This is a genomic window from Pseudomonas marginalis, assembly GCF_024169655.1.
GTDB lineage: Bacteria > Pseudomonadota > Gammaproteobacteria > Pseudomonadales > Pseudomonadaceae > Aquipseudomonas > Aquipseudomonas paraveronii.
This window is the reverse complement of the sequence record NZ_JALJWV010000001.1, coordinates 3,678,980-3,699,973: the sequence shown is the minus strand read 5'-3', so window position 1 is coordinate 3,699,973 and position 20,994 is coordinate 3,678,980. Positions and strand designations below refer to the sequence as shown.

Sequence of the window (20,994 nt, the reverse complement as noted above, 5' to 3'; positions counted from 1 at the left end):
TCGCTTCAGAACTCAGCGACGGCTGCTGACCTCGGCCGGCACGTCATCCCCGGCCATGCGCTTGCGGAACAACGCCGTGCGCGCCAGCAGCAGCGTCGTCACCGGCACGGTGATCGACAACAAGATCGGGATCAGCCAGCCGTGCAGCACCGGCGCGGACTTGAGCATCGAAAAATAGATGATCGACGCCAACGCCACGCTCCACGCGCCCAACGTCGAGGCCAGTGCCGGCGGGTGCATGCGCTGGAAGAAATCCTTCATGCGCAGCAACCCGATTGCGCCAATCAGCGCAAACACGCTGCTCAGCACCAGCAACACGGCCACGCACACTTCAATCCATAACGGCATCATTCGATCACCTCGCCACGCAGCAGGAATTTGGCCAGGGCAAATGACCCGACAAAGCCAAACAGCGCGATCAACAGCGCCGCTTCGAAGTAGGTATCACTGGCATACCGAATGCCCAGCACCAGCATCATCAGCATCGCCAGGATGTACAGATAGTCCAGCGCCAGGACCCGGTCCTGGGCCGATGGGCCTTTGAACAGGCGGATCAGGGTCAGCGCCATGGCCAGCGAGAACAGGAACAGGCTGAACAGGATCGCATTGGAGAGCAGGGCGCTCATTCGAAGATCTCCATCAAGGGCCGTTCGTAGTCGTGTTTGAAGTGCTGGATAAACTGCGCTTCATCGTCCAGATCGAAGACGTGCAACAACAGGATGCTGCGGTCCAGGGCGAGTTCCGACCAGACGGTGCCGGGGGTCACGCTGGTGATCATCGACAACACGGCCAGGCCGTTGGCGTCGCGCAGGTCCAGGGGGATTTTGATAAAGCGCGAACGCGGTGGCCGCGAGCCGCACACCAGCACGCCCCAGGCGACTTGCAGGTTGGAGACGATCACATCACGCCCCACCCGAAAGAACAGGCGGATGATCACTCCGGGACGATGGATACGAATCGACAACGGGCGCAGCGGCGCCATCAGCAGCGGCGCGAGAAAACCCAACAGCGCGCCCAGCAGCAGGTTGCCAGGGCTCACGGACAGGTTCAGCACCAGCCACAACACCCACAACGCCAGCGACAACCACGGGGCCGGGAACAGGCGCTTCATGGCTGCACCTCCAGCGCGGCGGTCCTGGCTTCAGGGCTGGGCACCGGGCGTGTGGCCATGACCGCCATCACATACTGTTCCGGGTTGTTCAGGCTCTTGGCGGTGTCGAGGGTGTAGCGCATCAGCGGCTCGGCCTTGAAGGTCAGCAGGATGCTCAGGCCGAGCAGGAAGAAGATCGGCACGCACTCGTAACGGCGCAGCAGCGGTGAAGGGCGCTCTTCCGGGGTCCAGAAGCGTTGGATGCCCAGGCGGGCGAAGGCGATCAGCGAGGCCAGGCCGGACAGGATCAGCAGCGCCACCAGGCCCCACGCGGCAGGGCGGACGGGCTCATCCAGCGCATGGCCCAAGCCCAACGGATTGACCAGCGCGCTCAACAGACTGAGCTTGCCGATAAACCCCGACAGCGGCGGCATGCCGATGATCAGCAGCGCGCAGGCGACAAAGCTCAAGCCGAGGAAGGCCATGGTCCAGGGAATCACCTGGCCGACCACGGCTTTCTGTTCGTCATCGAGATTGACGCCGGGGCGTGGATGCAGGGATTCCATGGCCTTGGGCAGCGCATCGATCTCTTCATCCAGCGGCAGGTCGTTGGCCGAGCGCGAGCGTTCGATCAATTCGGCCAGCAGGAACAGCGCGCTCAAGGCCAGTGTGGAACTGATCAGATAGAACAGTGCCCCGGCTGTCAGGCTCGGCTGGGCGAACCCCACCGACGACAGCAGGATGCCGGCCGAAACCAGGATGCTCAGGCTGGCCATGCGCTCCAGGCGCTGCGCCGCCAGCATCGCCAGCGCCGCGCAGAGGATGGTCGCCATGCCGCCGTACACCAGCCAGTCGCCGCCGAACAGCGCCGAGGCCCCGGCCTGGCCGGAGAACAGCAGGGTCCACAGGCGCAGCACGGTGTACACGCCGACCTTGGTCATGATCGCGAACATCGCCGCCACCGGCGCGCTGGCCGATGAGTACGCCGGCGCCAGCCAGAAGTTCAGCGGCCACATGCCGGCCTTGGCCAGGAATGCGGTGGCGAGGATCGCCGCCCCCGCGTGCAACAGGCCGCGATCGGCCTCGGGCACCAGCGGGATTTTCAGCGCCAGGTCAGCGAAGTTCAGTGTGCCGGTGACGCCATAGATCATTGCCGCGCCAATCAGGAACAGCGACGACGCCAGCAGGTTGATCGCGATGTAATGCAGCCCCGACGACACCCGCGCCCGGCCGGAACCGTGCAGCATCAAGCCATAGGAGGCCGCCAGCAACACCTCGAAGAACACGAACAGGTTGAACAGGTCGGCGGTGAGAAAGGCGCCGTAGAGGCCCATCATCTGGATCTGGAACAACGCATGGAAACTGGTGCCCGCGCGGTCCCAGCGGGCCATGGCGAACAGCAGCGCACTCACGCCGATGATCCCGGTGAGTACCAGCATCAGCGCCGACAGTTGGTCCACCACCAGCACGATGCCGAACGGCACTTGCCAGTTGCCGGGCAAGTACACGCCGATCGAACCGGGGCCGCCTTGTTGCGTCCAGTACAGCAGCAGGATGGCGATAGCGAGGCCGAGCATGCTCGAGAACAGGTTGATACGCGCCTTGAGCGGGCGGTGCTTCTCGCCGAGCATCAGCATCAGGGCGGCGGTCAGCAACGGCAGCAGGATCGGCGCGACGATCAGTTGATTGACCCACGTCATTCCTTGGGCTCCCGGCCGTCCACATGGTCGGTGCCGGTCAGGCCCCGCGACGCCAGCAGTACCACGAGGAACAGCGCGGTCATGGCGAAGCTGATCACGATCGCCGTCAGCACCAACGCCTGGGGCAGGGGATCGGTGTAGTGCAACAGGTCTTGCGGCACGCCGTCCTTGATGATCGGCTCCTTGCCGATAAACAGGCTACCCATGCTGAAAATGAACAGGTTGACCCCGTATGACAACAGGCACAGGCCCATCACCACCTGGAACGTCCGTGGTCGCAGGATCAACCAGACGCCGGAGGCCGCCAGGACCCCAATGGCAATTGCGATGACTTCTTCCATCAGGCGGCTCCTTCCGGTGTAGCAACGGTTTTCGGCTGGTTGCTCGGTTTATGGGCTCGCACCGATTGGTGACCGAGAGCGGTGAGCATCAGCAGCGTCGAGCCGACGACCATGGCGTACACGCCGACGTCGAAGAACAGCGCGCTGGCGATATGGATGTCGCCCAGCACCGGCAAGCTGAAATGCCAGGTATGGGTGGTGAGGAACGGGTAGCCGGCGAACAAGGCACCGAGCCCGGTCAGGGTCGCCGAGAACAGGCCGAAGCCCATCCAGCGCATCGGCCGCAAACTCATCTGCGCCTCGACCCACTGGGTGCCGGCGACCATGTATTGCAGGATAAACGCCACCGACATCACCAGGCCGGCGACGAAACCACCGCCCGGCTGGTTATGGCCACGCATGAACAGATAGAACGACACCACCAGCGCAATCGGCAGCAGCAGGCGCACCAGCACCGCCGGCACCATCATGTAGCCCAGGGCGGTGTCGCTGGCCTGGCGTGGGTTGACCAGGTCGGTGGCCACGTCCGGCGCGAGTTGGCGCTGTTGCGCGGGCAATTGCATGCTTTCCTTGGAGGGGCGGAAGCGCCGCAGCAGGGCGTACACGGTCAGCGCCACGGCGCCGAGTACGGTGATTTCGCCCAGGGTGTCGAAGCCACGGAAGTCCACCAGCATCACGTTTACCACATTGCTGCCGCCGCCTTCGGGGAGGGCGCGGCTCAGGTAGAACGAGGAAATATCGTTGGGCGTCTGGCGGGTCAGCATGGCGTAGGACAGCAGCGCCATGCCGCCACCGACCACGGTGGACAGCAGGAAGTCGCGCAAGCGGCGAATGCGTGCCTTGCGCAACGTATTGGGCAGTGGCGAGACTTCTTCGATCCGCCGTGGCAGCCAGCGCAGGCCCAGCAGGATCAGCACGGTGGTCACCACTTCGACGACCAACTGCGTCAGCGCCAGGTCCGGCGCCGAGAACCACACGAAGGTGATGCAGGTCATCATGCCGCACACGCTGACCATGGTCAGGGCCGCCAGCCGGTGGTACTTGGCTTGCCAGGCGGCACCGAGGGCGCAGGCAATCGCCAGCAGCCACAGGGTGACGAATACGATGGAACCCGGGATCTTCGGCCGGTCGCCCCAACTGAGGCCGCTGTTGAGCATCGGGATCATGCCGCCGATCACGGCGACCAGCACCAGCAGGAACAGCTGCGTCTGCAGGCGCTTGGTGCTGATGCGTTTCTCGATCCTGCGCACGCCGCGCATCATCACCACCAGGCAGCGTTCGAAGCCGCGCTTGCCATTGAAGTAGCTGATGATCGGCGGGTACTTGAAGCGTCCGCGCTTGAGTTGCTTGCGCAACAGCAGGTAAAGCACCACGCCACCGGACATCGCCACCAGGCTCATGATCATCGGTGCGTTCCAGCCGTGCCAGATGGCCAGGCTGTATTCCGGCAGCACCCCGCCGACCACCGGCAGCGCGGCGGCGGCGAGGATCGAACCGACCACCTGGGCCGGGAAGATCCCCACCAGCAGGCAGGTGAACACCAGCAGTTCCACCGGCGCGCGCATCCAGCGTGGAGGCTCGTGCGGGGTGTGGGGCAGGTCGGTTGCGGGCGGGCCGAAGAACACATCCACCGTAAAGCGCAGCGCGTAGGCCACGCTGAACGTGCCGGCGATGGTCGCGATCACCGGCAGGGCGATTTCCACCCAGGCGGTCGCTGAGATAAACACGGTTTCAGCGAAGAACATCTCTTTGGACAGAAAGCCATTGAGCAACGGCACGCCGGCCATGGACGCACTGGCCACCATCGCCAGGGTCGCGGTAAACGGGATCAAGCGCACCAGGCCGCTGAGCTTGCGGATATCGCGGGTGCCGCTTTCGTGGTCGATGATGCCGGCCGCCATGAACAGCGAGGCCTTGAAGGTGGCATGGTTGAGGATATGGAACACCGCAGCGACGGCGGCCAGCGGGCTGTTGAGGCCGAGCAGCAGGGTGATCAGCCCGAGGTGGCTGATGGTGGAGTAGGCCAGCAGGCCCTTGAGATCGTTCTGGAACATGGCGCAGTAAGCACCGAGCAGGAGGGTCACGGCGCCGGCACCGCCGACGATCCAGAACCATTCTTCGCTGCCGGACAGTGACGGCCACAGGCGGGCCAGCAAAAACACGCCGGCCTTCACCATCGTCGCCGAATGCAGATAGGCCGATACCGGCGTCGGTGCCGCCATGGCGTGGGGCAGCCAGAAGTGGAACGGGAACTGCGCGCTTTTGCTCAGCGCACCGACCAGCACCAGGGCCAGCATGACCGGGTACAGCGAGTGCGCGCGAATCTGATCGCCCGCCGCCAGAACCCGGTCCAGGTCATAGCTGCCGACGATATGCCCGAGCAGCATCACACCGGCCAGCAGGCACAAACCGCCCGCGCCGGTGACCATTAACGCCATGTAGGCGCCGCGTCGCGCATCGGCGCGGTGGTGCCAGTAGCCGATCAGCAGGAACGAGAACAGGCTGGTCAGTTCCCAGAAGAACACGATCTGGATCAGGTTGCCGGAGATCACCAGGCCGAGCATGGCCCCCATGAATGCCAGGAAAAACGCAAAGAAGCGTGGCACCGGATCGTCCGGCGACATGTAGTAACGCGCATACAGCGACACCAGCGTGCCGATGCCGAGTACCAGCATCGAGAACAACCAGGCGAAGCCATCCATGCGCAAGACGAAATTCACGCCGAGGCTGGGCAACCACATGAATTCTTCGCGGATCACCCCGCCGTGGGCGATTTGAGGGTAGAGCAGGGCGACTTGAATGGTACCGGCCAGGGCAATAAGGCCGGCCAGCAGGGATTCGGTGTTACGCGCATTGTGCGGCAGCAAGGCCGCCAGACAGCTGCCGATAAAAGGCAGAAGCAGTAGAACTATCAGGGACATAGGGCTCTAATCTGCGGGAGTTTGGGATGCATCATACGTGCCGCTTTCTTGATCACCAAACGGCAACGTGTGGCAGGATCCTACAAGGTAGGCTGAAAACGCCCATTTGGCATTGTTCCAAATACCCTTTCCCACAAACGACACCGCCCCAGGTGGGCGCCGGATTTACCCGCGATGGCGACTTGACTGCCTCCGCTACCGCTCGGACCTTACCCCTGCTGCTCCTGTTCCTTGGCATTTTGCAATTCGATGGCTTTCTGTCCGCGCGTCTTCAGCTCGCTCACCACCACCGCCGCCACGATCAACGCCGCCCCGACCATCGCAATCGGCGGGAACCGCTCCCCGGCAATCCGCCCAACCACGCCGGCCCACACCGGTTCCCCGGCATAAATCAACGTGGCCCGCGTCGGCGAAACGCTCTGTTGCGCCCAGTTCATCGCCACCTGGATCACTGCGCTGGTCAAGCCCAGGCCCACCGCACTGAACAACAGCAACCAAGAGAACCCCGGCAGCGCCTCGCCCATCGGCACCACCATCAGGAACGACAACAACGACGCGGTGGCCAGTTGCACCACGGTCACCCGACGCACGTCCACTTGCCCGGCAAACGCGCTGATCAGGATGATCTCGGCGGCAATCGCCACCGCGCCGATCAGCGTGGCGATTTCGCCGGGGCTGAAATTCAGCGAGGCGCCGGCAGGGCCGGTCAACAGCATCAAGCCGGCGAACGCCAGCATGATGCCAATGCTCGGCATCAACCCCGGCCGACGGCCCAGCACCAGCCATTGCAACAACGGCACGAAAGGTACGTAGAGCGCGGTAATAAATGCCGACTGGCTGCTCAGAATCGTCTGCAGGCCGATGGTCTGCAACCCGTAGCCGAACATGATCGCAACGCCGATAAATACCCCGGCTTTCAACTCGAACAGGGTCAGGTCGCGCAGGGTGCGCAAAGAGAAAAAACCGACCGCGAGCGTCGCCGCGGCAAACCGCAGGCCCACGAAAAACATCGGCCCGCTGACCGTCATGGCGTGCTGCACCAGCAAAAAGGTGCCGCCCCAGATCATGGTGATGAACACCAGAATGCATTCGGCTTTGCTGAAGCGGTTGAAACGCGAGGGAGCATTCGGGGTGGTCATGGCGGCTCAGTCTTGCAAGGGAAGGGCGCGGAACGCACAATGCGTCGCACGCTGGGCAGTATACTGCGCACACCCACCCATTGAGCAATATAGTGCACAAAGAAAATCCGCAACGGGCCTCGGTCCTGCAGCACGTCAGCCAGAATGTGCGTCGCCTGCGTCATGCCGCCGACTTGAGCCAGACAGCGCTCTCGGAAAAGTCCGGGGTCAGCCGGCGCATGCTGGTGGCCATCGAGGCCGGCGAGAAAAACGTCAGCCTGTCCACCCTCGACCGCGTCGCCGAAGCGCTGGACGTGGCCTTCAGCGACCTGATCCAGGCCCCGGACGCACCTGACCATAGCCGCATCAACGAACTGGCCTGGGCCGGTGACATCCCCGGCAGCAAAGCCGTGCTGCTCGCCAAAGCCACGGCGCGGCGTGAAGTCGAACTGTGGGAAATGCGCCTGGAGCCGGGCGACCGCTACAGCCCCGAGCCGGACCCGGATGGCTGGAGCGTGCAGTTGTTCGTGTTCGAAGGCAGCCTGACGTTGGTGCTGGATGACCAGGAAAAACCGGTCGCCGCCGGTGAGTTCTTCATGTTCGCCAGCCGCCAGGCCCACGCCTATCGCAATGACGGCGACGTGGCGGTGCGCTTTGTACGCAATGTGGTGATCTAACTGTTTACCGGACAACAGTGGATGGGCACTATGCTCGATCGCTGGCGGATTCGTTCCTTTAAAATACCGACAACAGCCAGATTTTTTGAGGATTAATTTCAGGCACGACTCCTGCTATCACGCCGGTCTTGGCAAATGTACAGAACGACAGGGCTGTTGAGCGTGCCTGACTCACCGTGTGAGGGGACGGGTGTTTTGAATCATTCGCAAAACTCGACGACTAACTGTCCTCTTGTTCCATGTCGAATTTTCCATTTTCTACCTTTAAGAAGCGTATGCTGCCATCTGCAAGTTCGACGGTGGCCTCAAAGTTGAACTCGCCCAAGAGTTTTCCTGTAAGGTCCGTGAAATCCGGAATGGATTTAAATGTGATCTCACCTTTGTCGGCGCGCCAGGTGGTGCCCTCAAGGACGTTGCTGAAAAAAATCCGGACCTGGTTACTGTTTGGGTGGAATTCGTAAGTTCCGGGTGAAAGACCGTTGGCGATATTGATTGATATGTGTCGATTCTTACGGTCAGGTTTTGAAGCAAACTGTTGCGACCAGGCCTGGAGGTAGGCAGGGAAACTGCCGGTCTCTCCCTTTTTATTGAAGCCTGTCGAGGTAGACTGATAAGGTTCATTAATCGACCCGCTAAGGTCACACGCCATTGAACTGCTGGCTCTGGTTTTTATTTCCTCGATAAACCCTTGGATTTGCATTTTGCCTTGGGTAAGGGAAACCTGGTCTGAAGCGTGCTCTGCATCAAATTCGAATGTTAACTCCACTGTCTGTAGGTTTTTGTTCAACGTGACCGTCACACGCCCACGGTTGGCGGGGTAAGGTTGATAGATTGAGTGCCATACTTTTGCCCAAAACGCATTGGCTGCCCCCGGTTTATTGTGTTCGGAAACGATGTCGTAGGTTTTTCCTTCAACATTTCCATCATCAGGAAAGTGCAGTGAAATTATTTGATATACTTCCTGCTCGCTGTCAGCGCTGCTGGCCGATATGTTCCATCTTTTTGTTTTTTCATCCAGGTAGAATAAGAAGCGTGCGCCCTCGAAACTTTTAAAATCATCGTCGCACTCCACTATTGCACTGGCTGTGTTTGAAGTGGCTTTTGGCTTGGCTTTACTCGAACGGTTCATAAACGGCGCTCCTTTGTTGTGGTGTGGGTTCGGCCTGAGTTTATTAAGCGGGTAATACAATATCTACTGTCAAAGATGACAGGTTTAACGTGATTGTTTTTAATAGCGAAATTGACTATTCGAAACCCGTGTTTGAACGCCGCTCAACCATCACGAAGCGGACGACCTGCAAGTGGACGCCGCCTCGCCGCTGCTGACCTTGAATACCGGTCAGCAATTGCGCGGCGCCCAGGCGGTGTTGGCGAATGTACAGAACGACAGGGCTGTTGAGCGTGCCTGACTCACCGTGTGAGGGGGCGGGTGTTTTGAATCATTCGCAAAACTCGACGACTAACGGTCCTCCTGTTCCATGTCGAATATTCCATTTTCTACCTTTAATAAGCGTACGCTGCCATCGGCAAGTTTGGCGGTGGCCTCAAAGTTGAACTCACCCAAGAGCTTTCCTGTAAGGTCCGTGAAATCCGGAATGGATTCAAGTTTGATCTCACCTTTGTCGGCGAGCCAGGTGATGCTCTCAAGGAGGTTGCTGAAAAATATCCGGACCTGGTTACTGTTTGGGTGGAAGCTGTAAGTTCCGGGTGTAAGATCGTTGGCGATATTGATTGATATTTGATAATTTTTAATGTCGGGTTTCGAAGAAAGCTGTTGCGACCAGGCCTGGAGGTAGTCAGGGAAACCGCCTGTCCCTATCCTTTTTCTGAGGGCTGTCTCGGTAGACTGATAAGGTCCATTAATCGACTGGCTAAGGTCACACTTCATTGAACTGCTGGTTCTGGTTTTTCTTTCCCTGGTAAACCCTTCAAGTTGCATTTTGCCTTGGGTAAGGGAAACGTGGGCTGAAGCGTGCTCTGCATCAAATTCGAATGTTAACTCCACTGTCTGTAGGTTTTTGTTCAGCGTGACCGTCACACTCCCACCGGTGGCGGAGTAAGGTTGATAAAATGAGTGCCCTGCTTTTGCCCAAAACGCATAGGCTGCCCCTGGTTTCTCGGGGTCGGAAACGATGTCGTAGGTTTTTCCTTCAACATTTCCATCATCAGGCAACAGCAGTACAATGATTTGATTGTTTCCCTGCTCGTCGTTAGCGCTGCCGGCCGATATGTACCATTTGTTTATTTTTTCATCCAGATAGAAAAAGAAGCGTGCGCCCTCGAAACTTTTATAATCATCGTCGCGTTCCACTATTGCACTGGCTGTGCCTGAAGTGGCTTTTGACTTGGCTTTACTCGAGCTGTTCATGAGCGGCGCTCCTTTGTTGTGGTTCGGGTTCGGGTTCGGCCTGAGTTTATTAAGCGGGCAATACAATATCTACTGTCAAAGATGACAGGTTTAACGTGATTGTTTTTAATCGCGAAAGTGTCTATTTGGAACCCGTGCTTGAACGCCGCTCAACCATCAATTCCGGCCCCGCTCGACAGGATATTCACTGTTGCTTCAGCAACAGCGAAGAAGCACTTTGTGCTGTGCCCGCCTCTCACTATTGATGAACGCTTGGGTTTTACGGCGTTTTATATCGGCACGGTTCCTGCTTAGCCTTTAAATAAATGCTATCGACTTTCCGTTCAACCCCCATTATTCGAGATCATCGCGCCGCTCAACCGCGAGCAGCAGGTGAGCTTCCTGATCGCCGAGCAGAACATCAACGTCGCGCTCAACTATGCGTCCCAGGGCTATGTGCTGGATACTGTTCGCGTGGTCTTGAGCGGCAGTGTCGTTGAACTGTTGGCGCGCGGCGATTTGCATGACATTTATCTGGGTAAACAGTAAAGGCGAACAGGCATGACTGAATCCATCCGCAACGCTGATGTCCTGATCATCGGTGGCGGCCTGAGCGGCACGATGCTGGCCGTGCAACTGCTGCGCCGGCCCGGTTCGCGGCAGATCCTGGTGATCGAACCGCGCGCCGAACTTGGCCGCGGCGAGGCCTACAGCGCGGTCGAGCTGGGCCATACCTTGAACGGCAATGCGGCGCGCATGAGTGTCGACCCGGACAACGCCGACGACTTGACCCAATGGCTTACCGAGTACATCGGCGCCGGTGGCTGGCCGGAGTCGGACCAGCAGCACGTGCCGATCAGTGAGCTGTTCCCGCCACGCGGGATTTTCGGGCTGTACGCGCAGCAGCGCTTGGCTGAGGCCAAGGCGCTGTCGGCCTCTACCGTCGAGCATATCCGCGCCGAAGTGGTCGACCTGCAAGTGGAGCACGCCTCGACGCTGCTGACCCTGGACAACGGCCAGCAACTGCGCGGCGCCCAGGCGGTCTTGGCCACCGGGATGTTTCCGGCGGCGCGCACGCCGCAGACCGAATCCAGCGGCTTGAACGCCGCCGCGGTAGACCCGTGGGACGTGCAGGCCATGACTCAACTCGACCCCGGCTCGACGGTGCTGATCATCGGTTCCGGGCTGACCATGGTCGACGCCGTGGTGTCGCTGGAACAGGCCGGGCACCGGGGGCCGATCGAGGTGTTCTCGCGCCACGGTCTGCTGCCCCATGTGCGTCGACAACCCCCGGCCTGGGACGATTTTCTCGCCGCCGACCACCGCCTGCGCAGCCCTCGGCAGTTGCTGCGTGAGGTGCGTCGGCAATGCCGCATCGCGACGGCGCAGGGCATCGATTGGCAGGCGCCGCTGGACACCGTGCGCGCGCATATCGGCCGGTTGTGGAGCCAGGCCAGTGAACGCGAGAAGCGCCAGTTCGTGCGGCATGTGCGGCCGTGGTGGGAAAGTCATCACCACCGTTCGCCGCCGCTGAGCGCGCAGTTGGTGGCGCGCCTGCATGAAGAGGGGCGCCTGCGCATTCGTGCGGCGTCGTTCAAGGGCTTGGCGCCTGCGGTCAACGGGGTCAGCATCCGCTTGCGTCAGCGTGGCGAGCAAACGATCACCGAGGTCGCGGGCGCGGCGCTGATCAATTCCAGCGGTATCGAATACGACTGGCGCCGCGTGGCCCGGCCGTTGCCCCAGCAGTTGCTCAAGCGCGGGTTGATCCAGCCGGGGCCGTTGGCGCTGGGGATTGCGGCGGATGCCTCGGGTGCGGTGCTGGATGCGCAGGGCCAGGCCAGCCGGCGCCTGTTCGCCATGGGCCCGCCGTTGCGCGGGATGTGGTGGGAGAGCACGGCGGTGACCGATGTGGCGCTTCAGGCCAAGGCGCTGGCGTTGAAACTGACAAACATCTGAATGTGGGAGGGGGCTTGCCCCCGATGGCAGTGGATCAGTTACAAACAAGCTGACTGACCCACCGCTATCGGGGGCAAGCCCCCTCCCACCTTTTTGACCACGCTCGGCTTCCAGTACCAGGTCAGTTATAGGGCCGCCTCGCCAATATCAAAAGCCAAATGAGATCTATCTGATCCATGGAGATCCAAATGTGGGAGGGGGATCTCCCTCTACCTTGGGGTCTTCACAAAGCCGGGTTTTAGCCCGAATACCTCGACGCCCTGCGGCGTCGATTGCCCGGTGGTCACGGTCACGCGTTCCACCGGCTTGTCCATCGCGGGCCGATATTCGACCGTCCTGTCCGGCTGGATCGCCTGGCTCGGAATCACGATCGCCTGTGCATTGTTGTAAGTGACGACGGTCAGTCGCGCGCTCATCCCCAGCCGCACCCGTTGCAATTGCTGTGGGGTCAGCTTGGGGATCGACAGGGTCACCGGAAACTGCGCGCTGCCCTGGGTATCGCCGGCAATCGCCAAGCCGCTGACCACACTCACCGAGCCGCTCAGCCGTTCGCCGTCGAAGCCATCGCCCATCACTTCCACCGCCTGGCCCTGGTGCAGTTGGTTGATGTCCAGCTCGGAGACCTTGGCGACGATTTTCAGCCGTTCGATATTGGCCAGGCCGAACAGCACCTGGCCCTGGCCGACCTTGCTGCCGGCCTGCACCGGGGCGTTGGTGTTGCCAGCGCCTTGTGCCGCGTTGCCGCTTCCGGGTGCGGGCACCACGATGCCGGAGAAGGGCGCCTTGACCTCCTTGCCTTCGAGCTGCTGGTACAGGGCGTCGTACTTCACCGTGGCATTGGTCAGCTCCATCTCCGCGATTTGTCGGTATTCGCCTTTGCCTTGCTCCAATGCCTGTTGCAGTTCATCGCGCGCAGCGATCAGGTCCAGCTGTTGCTGCTGGGTCTGCTGCTTGAGGTCGTCCAGTTCGTTGCGCGGGATGATGCCGCGCTGAAACAGGTTTTCGCTTTCGGTGAGTTTGCGCTGGGTGTTGCCGGCGGTCATCTGCGCGGTGCGCAGGCTGCGGCGCGCACGGCTGACGGTGGGGCTGTTGTCCCAGTTCTGCATGTCCTGCACGGTGCGCCGGGCCTTGAGTTGGGCGGAGAGTGCATCGCGCAGTTGCACTTCGAGCAGGGCCGGGTCCATGCGCAGCAGCACTTGCCCGGCGTCGACGCGCTGGCCTTGCTCCACCAGGTTGGCCTGCACATTGCCGTCGAACGGCGCGGTGAGGATGAGGGTGGTGTCGGGCTCGATTTTGCCCACCAGGCCGATCTGGTGTACCAGCGCGTCAGGCTTGACCGCCAGCCACTGCTCGGCGGTGTTCAGCGGTTCGGCGGCGCTGCGATGGCTTTGCACGGCAATTCCCGCGCCCGCCAGCAGCACGATCAATCCAGCCGCCAGCAGGCGTTTTTGGTTAGTAGTCATTGAGGGCGATTTCCCAACTTTCCAGCGTCATGCCCAGGGTCAGATCGAGCTGGGTCTGGGCGTTCAAATAAGCGATCAGCGCATTGAGCTGCGCGTTTTCGGCGTTGCGCAGGTCGGTTTCGAAACTCAGCACCTGGAAGTTGGTGGAGCGCCCGGCGCTGAGCTTTTCGCGCTCGATTTCGATCTTGCGCCGCGACAGCTCTACGGCGCGCTGGGAGATTTCATACTGGCGCCAGCGCGTGCCGAGGTCGCGTACTACGTTGTTCACGCTGCGTTCCAGCTCCTGGCGGGCGTCGGTGATGCGGATGGTCTGATCCTCCACATTCACCCGTGCCCGCACTTCGGCCTGGCGCGTGCTGATGTCGCCGATGGGGATTTGCACCTGCACCCCGGCGTAGCTGTCCCAACTGCGGTTGTTGCCGCTGCCGGCGTCGTTGTTGTAGTTGTCGCGCAACTGGTTCGCCCCGGCCACGAGGTCCACTTGCCAGCGCCCGGAGTCTTTGGCGATCACCAGGTTGAGGTCGGCCTGCTGGCTGCCGAGCAGGGTGGCGAGGTATTCCGGTTGCTGGTTCTGCGCCAGGTTGAACGCCTCGCGCTTGTCGACCTGCATGGGCTTGGCCTCCAGGGCCTCGGTGGCGCGGATCGGTGTCGACAGGTCGAGGGCCAGCAGGCGCAGCAAGGCCAGGCGGCTGCTGTCGAGTTGGTTCTGCGCTTCTTCCACACCCAGTTGCTGGGTGGCGATATCGGCTTCGGTCTGCACGATCTCGAACTCGGCCATGCGCCCGGCGCTGATCAGCGCCTTGTTCACTTCCAGCAAGGTGCCGGAGCGTTTCAGCGCGTCCTGGACGATGCTCAGTTGCTCCTGGGCGCGCAGCAACTCGCGGTAGGTGGCGATGATCTGGCTGATGGTTTGCGCCACGGTGGTCTTGAGATTCAGGCGGTTGGCCTGCTCCGCCAGGCGCGACAGGCGCAGCGGCGCGGTGGTCGCATCCCAGCCGGCGCCGCGCATCAGCGGCTGGATGAGCGCCAGGTCGAGGCCGTCGCTGCGGTAGCGACCGGCACGGTTGGCGTTATTCAGTTGCTGGGTCCAGGCCATGCTCAGGCGCGTGCCGTACTCACCCAGCAGGCTGGTGGCCGGTGCCACGTTGGCATTGCGTGCGTTGTCGGCGGAGCCACGGGTGCTGCGGTAATAGCTATTGAGGCTGAGCTTGGGGTTGAACACGTCTTCGGCCACGCGCAGGTCGAACTTCTGCGCGACCCGCTGCAGGTAGGCGCTGCGAATCGCCGGGTTGTTGCGCAGGCCCAGGTATACCGCATCGCCCAGGGTGATGGCGGTGACCTGGGCATTCAGCGAGACGCCGCGATCGTAGCCACTGCGCGTGGTGCTGGGCGCTGCGGGGCGGATCACCACGTCGGCGGCGACACTCGGCAGGCTGATCAGGGCCAGGAGCAGCAGCAGGCGTTTATTCATCGCGCAACGCCTCCACCGGCTGCAACCGCGAGGCCGAGACCGCCGGGTAGATGCCAAAGAACAAGCCCACCAGCAAGGTGCTGCCCACCCCCAGGGGCAGGGCGGCGACCGCCAGGGCGAAGGCCCAGCCCGACAGCCAGGCATAGAGCCAGGCGGCGGTCATGCCGAGCACCGCGCCGCACAGCGCGCCGACGGCGGTGAGGGTGATGGCTTCGAGCAGGAACAGGTTGCGGATATCCCGTTGGCGCGCGCCGAGGGCCATGCGAATGCCGATCTCGCGGCGGCGTTCGGAGACGTTCATCAGCATCACGTTCATCACCCCGACACCGCCGCCCACCAGGGAGATTGCGCCGAGTGCCAGCAGCAGGTAGGCGAAGGTGCGGCTCTGGCGGGTCATGCCGTCGATCATTTGCTGGGGTACGGTGATGTCGACGGTGTGCTCGGTCAATTGGCGTTGCAGCGCGGCAGCGGCGTCCCGTGCGATGCGTTCCATGTCCTGCCCCGGCGCGGCGCGGATGATCACGTTGCCGATTTGCGGGCTGGCGTAGATGCGGCGCATGCCGTCGGCGGGAATGAACAGCGATTCGTTGGCTTGCACCGGCATCAGCATCGCCCGGGGCTGGTTGTGCAGGATGCCGACCACCAGGAACAGGTAGTCGTTGATGCGCACGCGGTCGCCCAGTTTCAGCGGCTCACCGGGGGCACCGAGGGCTTGGGCGATCTGGTCACCGATCACGCCGTAGGTTTCATTGGCGTCGAAGGTCGACAGCAAGCGCCCCTCGCGCAGCACCAGGCGCAGGGCGGCCGGGATATCCGGCGTGCTGCCGACAAAGTTGGCGTTGACGCTGCGGCCATGGAACACGATGGGGCCGCTGAACAGGCTCAGCGCGCCGATGTGCGCGATACCGGGCACGGCCTGGCGCACGGCGTCGAGGTCGAGGCGCGAGCGCATCGGTACGTTGCTGTCGCCTTTGGGCGGAAACTGCGCGACCAGGGTGTCGGTGCCCATGTCCTTGAAAATCAGCGCGGCGTCCATCGCCGCGTTATGGCCGATATTGATCAGCGCCACCACCGACGAACTGCCGATCACGATGCCCAGCAGTGCGAGGATCGAGCGTTTACCCAGGGTGCGCAGGCTGACGAACGCTTCATGCAGCAATTGGCTCAGGCTCTGCTCGACGCGCAGGCTCATGGGCGACCGGCCTCGTGCACCACGCCGTTACGCACCAGGATCTTGCGCTCCAGGCGCTCGGCGATGTGCGCGTCGTGGGTGACGATGATCAGCGTGACCTGTTGCTCGTGGTTCAGCGCCAGGAGCAGGTCCATGATGTCCTGGGCAGTGCTGCTGTCGAGGTTGCCGGTGGGCTCGTCGGCCAGGATGACCGAGGGCTTGCCCACCAGCGCACGCGCAATCGCCACACGCTGGCGCTGGCCACCGGAGAGGTCGGCGGGGCGATGGTGGGCGCGCTCGGCCAGGCCGACCTGCTCGAGCATGCGCATCGCCTGTTCCACCGACTCGTGGCGCGACACCCCGCGATAACTCAGAGGCAGGGCGACGTTGTCCAGGGCACTGAGGCGCGGCAGCAGGTTGAAACTCTGGAAGACGAAGCCGATCTGCTGGTTGCGGATTGCCGCCAGTTCATCCGGGCTGGCACTGAAAATATCGTGGCCGGCAAAGCGGTACTGGCCGCCGTCGGGCAAGTCCAGCAGGCCGAGGATGTTGAGCAGGGTACTTTTGCCGGAGCCGGAGGCGCCGAGAATGCCGCAACTGTCGCCGCGGGCGATGGACAGGCACACATCATTGAGGATGGACAGGTGCTGACCGGCGAGCTGATAGCTTTTGCCGATGCCTTGCAGGGAGATCAAGCCTGGGTGCGCGGGGGTGTCTGTCATCATGACTACGCCTGCAGTCTCGACGCCGCCGTGCTGCCCCTGTAAAGATTTGTAACAAGTTCGGGAGCTGCCTGGAATGCGTCGCGGACTGGTTTGATTTCTTATTTTTAAAATATTGTTTGAATACTAACCGCGTTCAACCGGCTCCGCCAGCCATCGTTGTAGAGGGTTTTTACCCTTTGAAATAAATGCACCGGGAGCGAAATCGACCGCTCAAAAATCCTTTGGCTAGGCTCAACGAGCCGGAATGCAAGGGCTTGCGATGAGATGGTGGAGTGTCACTGCTTGCTTTCGAGCGATGGCCCCGGTATAAAAAATCAAATTTATTTTTAAAACAATATTTCCCGCTTGGAACTTTTATGGTCGTGAAGAAAGTCAGCTCTCCAAACATTACCAAGACTCGATTGCTGGATGCGACAGAGGCTCTCTTCATCAAATATGGTTATGACGCCGTTTTGTTACGGCAGATTACCGAGCGTGCCCAGGTGAACCTGGCCGCCGTGAACTATCACTTCGGGGACAAGGATTCCCTGATGAAAACCCTGCTGATGCAGCGCCTGGAGCCGCTCAACGAGCAGCGCCTGGAACTGCTGGCACGCTGCGAAGCCGAATCCGATGGCCCTCTCGATTGCGACACGCTGCTCGGCGTGCTGTTCGCTCCGGCCATGGGCCTGGAGCGCAGCGACCCGGCGAGCGGGGAAGGGCGTTCATTCATTCGTTTCCTCGGGCGGGTCTACAGCGATACGTCGCCGTTTATCCAGGAATACCTCAAGGTGCATTATCAGCCGGTGTTTCAGCGCTTCTTCGAAGCCTTCGCCCTGGCCTTGCCGGACTTGCCGCGCAATGAACTGGGGGTACGCCTGCAGTTTGCCCTGAAGGCGATTTCCGGTGTGATGGCCGGTACCGAACTGCGCCTGTTGATGAACTCCATGAGCCTGGGCCGCCCGGCCACGGATGCCGAAGTGATGGCCAAGTTGATTACGCTGGTCTCGGCGGCGATTCGTGTGCCGCAGCAAAGCCCCGAGGCGGAAGTGGCGTTGGCCAAGGTGCTCGATACCCAGCGCGCGATTCGCGAGCAAGCGACAGCGCCCGCCGGCAAGGCGGCGCGCTAGCCCGAATCCGGGGCAAAAAAAAGCCCGCTGGGGCGGCGGGCTTGATGTGCAACGTTTGTAACGGATGAGGCTTCACCCTACGGCTCGCCATGTGAATAAATCGTGAAAAATATGTAAGAGAAAGTGTGAAAGTGTTGGCGCGGGTAAACGCGCTAAAAAACCTAAGGATCAGATCTTCCAATGGCCAGCACTTTTGGCCAACCGCTGGCGCATCTCATCCACATTCGCCGCCAATTGCACGGTCAACAACCGATACCCATCCAATGCACTGTAGACCGGCGCATCCAATGTCGGCTCGCTGGCAACAGCCTGGCTCGGCCGCTCCAACCGTGGTGTCACGCCGGACCTCAGCGCTCGCGCCATTCCGACCAATTGCACCCGAATCTGCCGGTGCTCGGCTTTCAACATCACCTGCATCCGCGCCATTGCCTGTTCGTCGCGAGGGTCCGGCCGGGTGTTGCCCAGAATCTCCAGGGTGCTGATGCACATGCGCAAATGCCGTTGGATCGTGTCCAGTTCGGTCATGGAGATCCGCACCTCTTTGGACACCGAGGGCATCAACGAACGCAGTTGCAGCATCGCCGTATTCACGCGGCTGAGCAGTTTGAGGTGTGCGTCGTCGGTGACCGATTGGCCGCTGATGATGCGGCTATAGATCGCGGCACAGTCGCGCAAGGCGCTGGCCAGGTTGTAGCGCCAGGAGTACACGGCATACAGCGGCAGGGCGAAGGAAAACGCCAGGGCCAAGGCAATACCGATCAGGATATCGACCGTGCGCCACAACCCGTCTGACAGCGGATTGTCGCCATGCCCGGCGACGATAAACACGGTGATTGCCGACAACAACGCGGTGTACCCGCCCTTGCCGATGGCGTGATAGGAGAAGAACCCGCACACCACCGACATCAACAAGTACGTCAGCAGCGGCTGCCCCACATACGCCTCCTGCACCACCAGCAGCAAACCGACGCTGGCGCCGATCAGCGTACCGTAGGCGCGCTCCATGGCCTTCTTGCCGATATTGCCGTGGTGCTGCAGGCCGCCGATCACCACCAGCATGGTCACCGACGCCCACTCGCCGTGGGGCAGGTTGATGCCGGTGGTCAGCAGGATCGTCGCCAGCAAACCGATGGACACGCGCACGGCGTGGATCAGCTTGGCATGGCGATAGCGGCGGTAAGGGTCGAGCAGCGGGCGCAGCAAGCGCCGCGCAAACACAGGCAAATGCAGGTTAATCAACGGCAAGCAGTCCTCTAGAAAATGTAGTCAGTGGTCAAGAAGTTCGAGTCGCGGTTGCGCAGGATCTCGCTGAGCAGTGCCTTGTTGTTGTCCTGGAACTTGGTCGCCACCAGGGTGCGGATCGAGAACACGCGCAAGGCGTCATGTACCGACAGCGTGCCTTCGGCCGAGTTCTTGCGGCCGTTGAAGGGGAACGTGTCCGGGCCACGCTGGCACTGGGCGTTGATATTGATACGGCCGACCTGGTTGGCAAAGGTGTCCACCAACCGTCCGATTTCGGCCGGGTCGGTGCCGAACAGGCTCAGTTGCTGGCCGAAATCCGAGTCCAGTACGTAATCGATCACTGTCTCCAGGTCACGGTAGGGCACGATCGGCACCACCGGGCCGAACTGTTCCTCGTGGTACACGCGCATCTGCGGGTTTACCGGGTACAGCACCGCCGGGTAGAAAAAGGTACCGCGACTGACGCCGCCATTGGCATTCACCACGCGGGCGCCGTGTTGGGCCGCATCGGCGACCAGCGCGTTGAGGTAATCGATCTTGCCTGCGTCCGGCAGCGGCGTCAGTGCCACGCCGTCTTCCCACGGCATGCCGGGCTTCAATGTCGCCAACTTGGCGTTGAATTTCTGGATGAAGCTGTCGACCACGTCTTCATGCACAAACAGGATTTTCAACGCGGTGCAGCGCTGGCCGTTGAACGACAGTGAGCCGGTGACGGCTTCGCTGACGGCATTGTCCAGGTCGACCTGGGGCAGCACGATGCCCGGGTTCTTCGCGTCCAGGCCCAGGGCAGCACGCAGGCGGTGCGGGCGTGGGTGCAGTTTTTTCAGGTCGCTGGCGGCCTTGTTGGTGCCGATGAACGCGAAGATATCGATCTTGCCGCTGGCCATCAGCGCGCTGACGGTTTCGCGGCCGCTGCCATAGATCACGTTGATCACCCCGGCCGGGAAGCTGTCGCGGAACGCTTCCAGCAGTGGGCGGATCAATAGCACGCCGAGCTTGGCCGGCTTGAATACCACGGTGTTGCCCATGATCAGCGCCGGGATCAGCGTGGTAAACGTCTCGTTCAACGGGTAGTTATAAGGCCCCATGCACAGCGCCACGCCCATCGGCACGCGGCGGATCTGGCCGAGCGTGTCCTGTTCCAGCTCGAAGCGGCTGCTACGGCGGTCGAGTTCCTTGAGGGCATTGATGGTGTCGGTGATGTAGTCGCAGGTGCGGTCGAACTCTTTCTGCGAGTCCTTGAGGTTCTTGCCGATTTCCCACATCAACAACTTGACCACCGCATCACGCTGTTCGCGCATGCGCCGCAAAAACGCTTCGACGTGCCGGATGCGGTCGACCACGCGCATTGTCGGCCATTCCCCCTGGCCGCGGTCATAGGCGCGCACGGCGGCGTCGAGGGCGCTGAGGGCGGTGTCGGCATCCAGCAGCGGGGTGCTGCCGATGTTCACGCGTTCGTCCCCCAGTTGCACCGGGCTGAGGACCTGGGCCAAGGGGCCGTTCCATACCCGCAACTGGCCGTCGACCAGGTAATCACGCTGTTCAATGGGCGCAGCCAGGCGAAATTGCTCGGGAATATCGGCGGCACGGGTGGGAAACAGTTGGGCGAGCAGGTTATCGGTGGTCATGTTGCTACCCCTGGAATAGTTGCAAAACATGACTA

General features: G+C 61.5%; 18 protein-coding genes and 1 pseudogene. 4 read left to right on the top strand and 15 right to left on the bottom strand.

The genetic code is table 11. The features are described from left to right. Positions 1-12: 12 nt before the first annotated feature. The 7 genes from J2Y83_RS16755 to J2Y83_RS16725 all read right to left on the bottom strand — a co-directional run bounded on the left by J2Y83_RS16755 (position 13) and on the right by J2Y83_RS16725 (position 7,191). The gene (locus tag J2Y83_RS16755; RefSeq protein ID WP_253396816.1) at positions 13-351 is read right to left on the bottom strand and encodes a Na+/H+ antiporter subunit G; all 339 of its coding nucleotides are present in this window, start codon (positions 349-351) and stop codon (positions 13-15) included. Continuing rightward, a complete protein-coding gene (locus J2Y83_RS16750; protein ID WP_253396815.1) occupies positions 348-626 on the bottom strand; it encodes a K+/H+ antiporter subunit F in 279 nt (92 codons plus the stop codon). The genes J2Y83_RS16755 and J2Y83_RS16750 overlap by 4 nt, the downstream gene beginning before the upstream one ends. After that, positions 623-1,111, bottom strand: coding sequence for a Na+/H+ antiporter subunit E (locus tag J2Y83_RS16745; protein ID WP_253396814.1), 489 nt, complete (start codon positions 1,109-1,111; stop codon positions 623-625). The genes J2Y83_RS16750 and J2Y83_RS16745 overlap by 4 nt, the downstream gene beginning before the upstream one ends. After that, positions 1,108-2,790, bottom strand: a complete 1,683-nt coding sequence (locus J2Y83_RS16740) for a monovalent cation/H+ antiporter subunit D (protein WP_253396813.1) — start codon at positions 2,788-2,790, stop codon at positions 1,108-1,110. Before J2Y83_RS16740 ends, J2Y83_RS16745 begins: the two co-directional genes overlap by 4 nt. Then, positions 2,787-3,131 carry a Na+/H+ antiporter subunit C gene (locus J2Y83_RS16735; protein ID WP_007986256.1) on the bottom strand — a complete coding sequence of 115 codons (345 nt, stop codon included), beginning with the start codon at positions 3,129-3,131 and terminating at the stop codon, positions 2,787-2,789. Before J2Y83_RS16735 ends, J2Y83_RS16740 begins: the two co-directional genes overlap by 4 nt. Next, positions 3,131-6,052: a monovalent cation/H+ antiporter subunit A gene (locus J2Y83_RS16730; protein ID WP_253396812.1), complete on the bottom strand. Its 2,922-nt coding sequence runs from the start codon at positions 6,050-6,052 to the stop codon at positions 3,131-3,133. Before J2Y83_RS16730 ends, J2Y83_RS16735 begins: the two co-directional genes overlap by 1 nt. A 209-nt stretch (positions 6,053-6,261) precedes the next feature. Continuing rightward, complete coding sequence (locus J2Y83_RS16725) at positions 6,262-7,191, bottom strand: DMT family transporter (protein WP_253396810.1); 930 nt, start codon at positions 7,189-7,191, stop codon at positions 6,262-6,264. Between the two features lie 92 nt (positions 7,192-7,283). On the opposite strand from J2Y83_RS16725, the gene J2Y83_RS16720 reads away from it, so the two are divergent. Further along, the gene (locus tag J2Y83_RS16720; RefSeq protein ID WP_247403865.1) at positions 7,284-7,847 is read left to right on the top strand and encodes a helix-turn-helix domain-containing protein; all 564 of its coding nucleotides are present in this window, start codon (positions 7,284-7,286) and stop codon (positions 7,845-7,847) included. Positions 7,848-8,067: 220 nt separating this feature from the next. Here J2Y83_RS16720 and J2Y83_RS16715 read toward each other — a convergent pair whose 3' ends face one another. Together J2Y83_RS16715 and J2Y83_RS16710 are read right to left on the bottom strand one after the other, a co-directional pair. Further along, on the bottom strand, positions 8,068-8,976 hold the full coding sequence (locus tag J2Y83_RS16715; RefSeq protein ID WP_253396809.1) for a hypothetical protein: 909 nt from the start codon (positions 8,974-8,976) through the stop codon (positions 8,068-8,070). A 330-nt stretch (positions 8,977-9,306) separates the two neighbouring features. Beyond that, on the bottom strand, positions 9,307-10,215 hold the full coding sequence (locus J2Y83_RS16710) for a hypothetical protein (RefSeq protein WP_253396808.1): 909 nt from the start codon (positions 10,213-10,215) through the stop codon (positions 9,307-9,309). Positions 10,216-10,548: 333 nt separating this feature from the next. On the opposite strand from J2Y83_RS16710, the pseudogene J2Y83_RS16705 reads away from it, so the two are divergent. Both J2Y83_RS16705 and J2Y83_RS16700 read left to right on the top strand, forming a co-directional pair. Continuing rightward, a pseudogene (locus J2Y83_RS16705) lies at positions 10,549-10,743 on the top strand (ABC transporter ATP-binding protein); the annotation flags it as partial. A gap of 12 nt (positions 10,744-10,755) precedes the next feature. Next, positions 10,756-12,150, top strand: a complete 1,395-nt coding sequence (locus J2Y83_RS16700; RefSeq protein WP_253396807.1) for an FAD/NAD(P)-binding protein — start codon at positions 10,756-10,758, stop codon at positions 12,148-12,150. A gap of 209 nt (positions 12,151-12,359) precedes the next feature. Here the strand turns inward: J2Y83_RS16700 and J2Y83_RS16695 are convergent, their stop codons facing one another. The 4 genes from J2Y83_RS16695 to J2Y83_RS16680 are packed head-to-tail and all read right to left on the bottom strand — an operon-like array spanning position 12,360 to position 16,980. Further along, the gene (locus J2Y83_RS16695) at positions 12,360-13,613 is read right to left on the bottom strand and encodes an efflux RND transporter periplasmic adaptor subunit (protein ID WP_253396806.1); all 1,254 of its coding nucleotides are present in this window, start codon (positions 13,611-13,613) and stop codon (positions 12,360-12,362) included. Continuing rightward, complete coding sequence (locus J2Y83_RS16690; RefSeq protein ID WP_253396805.1) at positions 13,603-15,084, bottom strand: TolC family protein; 1,482 nt, start codon at positions 15,082-15,084, stop codon at positions 13,603-13,605. Before J2Y83_RS16690 ends, J2Y83_RS16695 begins: the two co-directional genes overlap by 11 nt. Then, positions 15,077-16,276 (bottom strand): ABC transporter permease, encoded by a 1,200-nt coding sequence (locus J2Y83_RS16685; RefSeq protein WP_253396804.1) that lies wholly within the window; start codon positions 16,274-16,276, stop codon positions 15,077-15,079. Before J2Y83_RS16685 ends, J2Y83_RS16690 begins: the two co-directional genes overlap by 8 nt. Then, positions 16,273-16,980, bottom strand: coding sequence for an ABC transporter ATP-binding protein (locus J2Y83_RS16680; RefSeq protein ID WP_253396802.1), 708 nt, complete (start codon positions 16,978-16,980; stop codon positions 16,273-16,275). Before J2Y83_RS16680 ends, J2Y83_RS16685 begins: the two co-directional genes overlap by 4 nt. Positions 16,981-17,336: 356 nt before the next feature. Here J2Y83_RS16680 and J2Y83_RS16675 point away from each other — a divergent pair, with 356 nt between their 5' ends. Next, on the top strand, positions 17,337-18,089 hold the full coding sequence (locus J2Y83_RS16675; protein ID WP_253396800.1) for a TetR/AcrR family transcriptional regulator: 753 nt from the start codon (positions 17,337-17,339) through the stop codon (positions 18,087-18,089). A gap of 168 nt (positions 18,090-18,257) precedes the next feature. On the opposite strand, the gene J2Y83_RS16670 is transcribed toward J2Y83_RS16675, so the two are convergent. After that, a complete protein-coding gene (locus J2Y83_RS16670) occupies positions 18,258-19,319 on the bottom strand; it encodes an FUSC family protein (RefSeq protein WP_247406098.1) in 1,062 nt (353 codons plus the stop codon). 23 nt (positions 19,320-19,342) lie between these two features. After that, positions 19,343-20,959, bottom strand: a complete 1,617-nt coding sequence (locus J2Y83_RS16665) for an NADP-dependent glyceraldehyde-3-phosphate dehydrogenase (RefSeq protein ID WP_253396799.1) — start codon at positions 20,957-20,959, stop codon at positions 19,343-19,345. Positions 20,960-20,994: the final 35 nt, after the last annotated feature.

Excerpts from the sequence above, each read along its gene's own strand:
- J2Y83_RS16730 (WP_253396812.1), bottom strand. The coding sequence starts at position 6,052 with ATGTCCCTGATAGTTCTACTGCTTCTGCCTTTTATCGGCAGCTGTCTG.
- J2Y83_RS16695 (WP_253396806.1), bottom strand. The coding sequence starts at position 13,613 with ATGACTACTAACCAAAAACGCCTGCTGGCGGCTGGATTGATCGTGCTG.
- J2Y83_RS16755 (WP_253396816.1), bottom strand. The coding sequence starts at position 351 with ATGATGCCGTTATGGATTGAAGTGTGCGTGGCCGTGTTGCTGGTGCTG.
- J2Y83_RS16750 (WP_253396815.1), bottom strand. The coding sequence starts at position 626 with ATGAGCGCCCTGCTCTCCAATGCGATCCTGTTCAGCCTGTTCCTGTTC.
- J2Y83_RS16735 (WP_007986256.1), bottom strand. The coding sequence starts at position 3,131 with ATGGAAGAAGTCATCGCAATTGCCATTGGGGTCCTGGCGGCCTCCGGC.
- J2Y83_RS16710 (WP_253396808.1), bottom strand. The coding sequence starts at position 10,215 with ATGAACAGCTCGAGTAAAGCCAAGTCAAAAGCCACTTCAGGCACAGCC.
- J2Y83_RS16665 (WP_253396799.1), bottom strand. The coding sequence starts at position 20,959 with ATGACCACCGATAACCTGCTCGCCCAACTGTTTCCCACCCGTGCCGCC.
- J2Y83_RS16685 (WP_253396804.1), bottom strand. The coding sequence starts at position 16,276 with ATGAGCCTGCGCGTCGAGCAGAGCCTGAGCCAATTGCTGCATGAAGCG.
- J2Y83_RS16745 (WP_253396814.1), bottom strand. The coding sequence starts at position 1,111 with ATGAAGCGCCTGTTCCCGGCCCCGTGGTTGTCGCTGGCGTTGTGGGTG.
- J2Y83_RS16675 (WP_253396800.1), top strand. The coding sequence starts at position 17,337 with ATGGTCGTGAAGAAAGTCAGCTCTCCAAACATTACCAAGACTCGATTG.
- J2Y83_RS16715 (WP_253396809.1), bottom strand. The coding sequence starts at position 8,976 with ATGAACCGTTCGAGTAAAGCCAAGCCAAAAGCCACTTCAAACACAGCC.
- J2Y83_RS16690 (WP_253396805.1), bottom strand. The coding sequence starts at position 15,084 with ATGAATAAACGCCTGCTGCTGCTCCTGGCCCTGATCAGCCTGCCGAGT.
- J2Y83_RS16740 (WP_253396813.1), bottom strand. The coding sequence starts at position 2,790 with ATGACGTGGGTCAATCAACTGATCGTCGCGCCGATCCTGCTGCCGTTG.
- J2Y83_RS16680 (WP_253396802.1), bottom strand. The coding sequence starts at position 16,980 with ATGATGACAGACACCCCCGCGCACCCAGGCTTGATCTCCCTGCAAGGC.
- J2Y83_RS16700 (WP_253396807.1), top strand. The coding sequence starts at position 10,756 with ATGACTGAATCCATCCGCAACGCTGATGTCCTGATCATCGGTGGCGGC.
- J2Y83_RS16725 (WP_253396810.1), bottom strand. The coding sequence starts at position 7,191 with ATGACCACCCCGAATGCTCCCTCGCGTTTCAACCGCTTCAGCAAAGCC.